This window comes from Roseiarcus sp. (assembly GCF_049514155.1).
Classification (GTDB): Bacteria; Pseudomonadota; Alphaproteobacteria; order Rhizobiales; family Beijerinckiaceae; genus Roseiarcus.
The window spans coordinates 1-3,960 of sequence record NZ_JBEKVH010000248.1 but is presented as its reverse complement, the minus strand read 5'-3'; the positions used below and the strand labels follow the sequence as shown (position 1 = coordinate 3,960).

Below are 3,960 nucleotides of genomic sequence, written 5' to 3'. Positions count from 1 at the left end.
GTGCCGCTGCTGGCGGCGGTCTCCGCCTTCTCATTCGTCGTCATGATGTTCAATCTGCCGATCCCCGGCGGCACGACGGCGCACGCGGTCGGCATGGGGGTCGCCGCGATCGTGCTCGGCCCCTGGGCGGCGATCCTCGCCATATCGATCGCGCTGATGATTCAGGCGCTGTTCTTCGGCGACGGCGGGATCACCGCCTACGGCGTCAATTGCCTCAACATGGCGATCATCGGCTCGCTCGTCGCCTACCTCGTCTATCAGGCGATCGCCGGGCGCGCGCCGATCGCCTCCGCCCGCCGCATCGTCGCCGGCGCAATCGCCGGATATGTGGCGATCAATGTGGCGGCCTTCGCCGCGGGTTGTGAATTCGGCATTCAGCCGCTGCTGTTCCATGACGCGACCGGCGCGCCGCTCTACGCGCCCTATCGGCTGAGCGTGGCGGTCCCGGCGATGATGCTCGCGCATCTGACGCTCGCCGGCGCGGCGGAAGCGATCATCACCGCCGGAATCGTCGCCTATCTGCAGCGCGCCAATCCGAGCCTGCTGCAGACCACGGCGATGGCGGCGAACGACCAGGAATCGGAGCGCGCGCGCATCGCAGCCGCCGGTGGATGGCGGGGAACGCGGCCGCTGTGGGCCGGGCTCGGCGTGTTGATGGTCGCCTGCCCGCTCGGGCTGCTGGCCGCCGGCATGGCCTGGGGCGAGTGGGGCACGGACGACCTCCAGAATCCGGAGGTTCGCCGGCAGATCGCCCAGGCCTCGGGCCATATCGCCCCGCCCGAGCACGTTCCGGCGGGCATGGAACGGCTGGCGAGCATCTGGACGGCGCCGATGCCGGATTATGCGCCGCCGTTCATGCACGATCCGAATTTCGGCTACATCATGTCGGCGATCATCGGCGCCGGCCTGATCGTGCTGATCTTCGTCGCTCTCTCCTGGCTCCTCGGGCGCGCCCCGCCCTCGCGAGAGCGGAGCGCCTGAAATGGCCGGCGCGAGAGCGAGCGCGAAAATGGGCGTGTGCGACTGCGGGCCGTCTTACGACGGGCGCCGCCAACGCGGCGGCGCCTTTCTCGACCGGCTCGCCGGCGGCCTTGTGCATGCGATGGACCATGCGCTCGACGCCGACGATCTCGCTCGGCGCGACGGGCTGCTGCAAAGGCTCGATCCGCGGGTCAAGCTCGTGGGTTTGCTGGGCTTGATCGTCGTCGCAGTGTTCGTGAAATCGCTGGCGGTTCTCGGCGGTCTGTTTCTCGTCGCTGTCGCGCTCGCGCTGCCGTCGCAGGTCACGCTGTCGCGTCTCATCAAGCAAATCTGGCTGAAGGTCCTCGCTTTCACCGTTCTGATCGCGCTGCCGGCCGTGTTTCTCGTGCCCGGAACGGTCATCGCGCGCGTGCCTGTCCTGTCATGGCCGGTCACGCTGCAGGGAGTCAGAAGCGCGACCTTCCTCCTCGGCCGCGCCGAAACGGCGGCGACCTTTGCGCTGCTGCTGATCCTCACCACGCCGTGGCCGCATGTTCTGAAAGCGCTGAGAGTCTTTCGCGCGCCGATCGTGCTGGTCGCCATTCTCGGCATGACGCATCGTTACATCTTCGTCTTGCTCGAATCGGCGTCGCGCATGTTCGAGGCCCGGCGCAGCCGCATGGTCGGTCCATTGAGCCCGCGCGATCGCCGCCGGGTGGCGACGGCGACCGCCGGCGTGCTGCTCGACAAGGCGTTGCATCTCAGCACCGACGTGCAATCGGCGATGGCTTCGCGCGGCTACCGCGGCGAAGTGCGCCTGATCGACGATTTCCACGCCACGCCGATCGACGGACTGGCGCTGGCCGGCTTCGCCGCCGTCGCTTCGGCCGCGCTGTGGCTGCAGGCATGACCGGCCCTTGCCCTTGGAGACGCCCGTGATCCCGGCGTTCGAAGTCGTCGACGTTCATTACGCCTATCCGGACGCGCCGGCGTTGCAGGGCCTCAGCCTGACGATCGAACAGGGGCAGCGCGTCGCGCTGCTCGGCGCCAACGGCTCGGGCAAATCGACGATGCTCCGGCTGCTGGACGGGCTTTATTTTGCCGATCGCGGAACGGTTTCGGCTTTCGGCGAAGTCCTGTCCGAAGCGCGGCTGCAGGACGACGCGGCCGCGTTCGCCTTTCGTCGCCGCGTCGGCCTGGTGTTTCAGAACCCCGACGTGCAGCTCTTCTGTCCGACCGTGTTCGACGAACTCGCGTTCGGGCCGTTGCAGCTCGGCTGGTCCAAGGACGAAATCCTCGAGCGCGTCGACGCCACGCTGGCGGAATTTTCGATCGCTTCTCTCAAGCACCGTCCGCCGCACCGCTTGTCGGGCGGCGAGAAGAAGCGGGTGGCGCTGGCGTCGGTGCTGATCCTCAACCCGGAAGTCCTGCTGCTCGACGAACCGACCGCCGGGCTCGATCCGCAGAGCGCCAGCGAGTTGATCGACTATTTGGTCAAATGCCAAGGCTCCGGCCGCACGGTGGTCACCGCGACGCACGACCTCGACATCGTCGAGGACATCGCCGATCGCTGTTTCGTGCTGCAATCGGGGCGGCTGGTCGCGTCGGGTGCGACGAGCGAAATCCTCGACGACGAGGCTTTGTGCGCGAGCGCGCATATCGCCCACGCGCATTATCACCGCCATGGCGGCGCGCTCGATCACCGGCATCATCATCGCCACAGCGGCGAGGCGGCGCGCAGCTCGAAATGACCCGAGAGCCGAGGCTTGCTCCTGGCGGCGGCGTTTGAGAAGACCCGCGAAACGTCGTAGCTTCGACGTTGGTTGAATGGGAAGGGCCGAGGGCATGGAGCGGGTCACCATCAGCATGTCCGACGAGTTCGCCGCCGAACTCGCCGCCTTCATGGACGATTACCATTACGACAATCGATCCGAGGCGTTGCGCGACCTGGCGCGCCTCGGCCTCGAAAAGGCGCGCATCGACCACAGCACGAAGGGACAATGCGTCGCGACGCTGTCCTACGTCTTCAATCACCACACCCGCGAACTGGCGAAGCGGCTGACCGACGCGCATCACGATCATCACGATCTCCAGGTCGCGACGATGCATGTTCATCTCGACCACGACAATTGTCTCGAAGTGGCCGTCCTGCGCGGCGCCGCCGACGCGGTCAGGGACTTTTCCAAGACGGTGATCGCCGAGCGCAGCGTCAAATACGGCCAGGTGAGTTTCGTCCCGGTCGATGTGGAGAACGAGGCGCACGCGCACGCCCACGCGCACGACGGCGCGCCGCACGCCCACCCGCACGCGCATCTGCACGCGCATCCGAAAGACTGAGGCGCCGGCGCCGGCGCGCCGCCGCTTCCCAGGGTCACAACCAACGCGCGGCGCCCATCCGGGAAGGTCGGGCCGGGCGGAAAACAGTCCGTCGCGCATGCGGCCACAAGCGCCGGGAACGCGCCCGTTGCCGCCGTTCCACCGCTGACAGCCCGATCTGAACCGGCCGTTCGCACAGTTGGCCTGCTCTGAAATTTCCGCGCTCCTCGCATCGCTCCGAAATTTCCGGGTGAATCTGAGTAGATTCCGGTTCTTCCGTCGGAGAAATCTTAGCGGTATTTCGATTGCGTCTAGGCGCCCCACTCGGTCGGGCTTCTGGCGTCGACGCCAGGACCGCTTTGCTTGCAAGGCTGCACGAAGTCCAACACAGTGTTCGAAGGGAACAAATGCGATGGCGAAAGCACCCGATGTGAACGATAAGGCTCAGCAAAATCAAGACCGCCAACCACAGCAGCATTCCGGCGACAAGCCCAACCAGCAGAAGCTTCAGGGCAAAGCTTTCCAGGTGAATGAAAACAGCGTGGGAGGCCAAGAGGCCGCCCGCTCGCCCGCACCGCCGCGGCGAGGATCCGGCGACAAGCGCAACGAGCAGAAGCTTCAGGGCAAAGCTTTCGAAGTGAACGAAAACAGCGTGAAAGACCAAGGGCCCGACCGGTTGCCCTA

Annotated in this window: 5 protein-coding genes; all 5 read left to right on the top strand. The window is 66.3% G+C overall.

The genetic code is table 11. The annotated features are described in order from the left end of the window. On the top strand, positions 1–981 hold a 981-nt coding region (gene cbiM / locus ABSF49_RS20835; protein WP_424114550.1), incomplete at its 5' end, for a cobalt transporter CbiM. A 1-nt stretch (position 982) separates the two neighbouring features. Beyond that, a complete protein-coding gene (gene cbiQ / locus ABSF49_RS20830; RefSeq protein WP_424114549.1) occupies positions 983–1,870 on the top strand; it encodes a cobalt ECF transporter T component CbiQ in 888 nt (295 codons plus the stop codon). A gap of 25 nt (positions 1,871–1,895) precedes the next feature. Next, on the top strand, positions 1,896–2,711 hold the full coding sequence (locus ABSF49_RS20825) for an energy-coupling factor ABC transporter ATP-binding protein (protein ID WP_424114548.1): 816 nt from the start codon (positions 1,896–1,898) through the stop codon (positions 2,709–2,711). 76 nt (positions 2,712–2,787) lie between these two features. Beyond that, positions 2,788–3,297 carry a nickel-responsive transcriptional regulator NikR gene (nikR, locus tag ABSF49_RS20820; RefSeq protein WP_424114547.1) on the top strand — a complete coding sequence of 170 codons (510 nt, stop codon included), beginning with the start codon at positions 2,788–2,790 and terminating at the stop codon, positions 3,295–3,297. A 391-nt stretch (positions 3,298–3,688) separates the two neighbouring features. Next, the coding region (locus ABSF49_RS20815) for a hypothetical protein (protein WP_424114546.1) at positions 3,689–3,960 on the top strand (272 nt) is incomplete at its 3' end.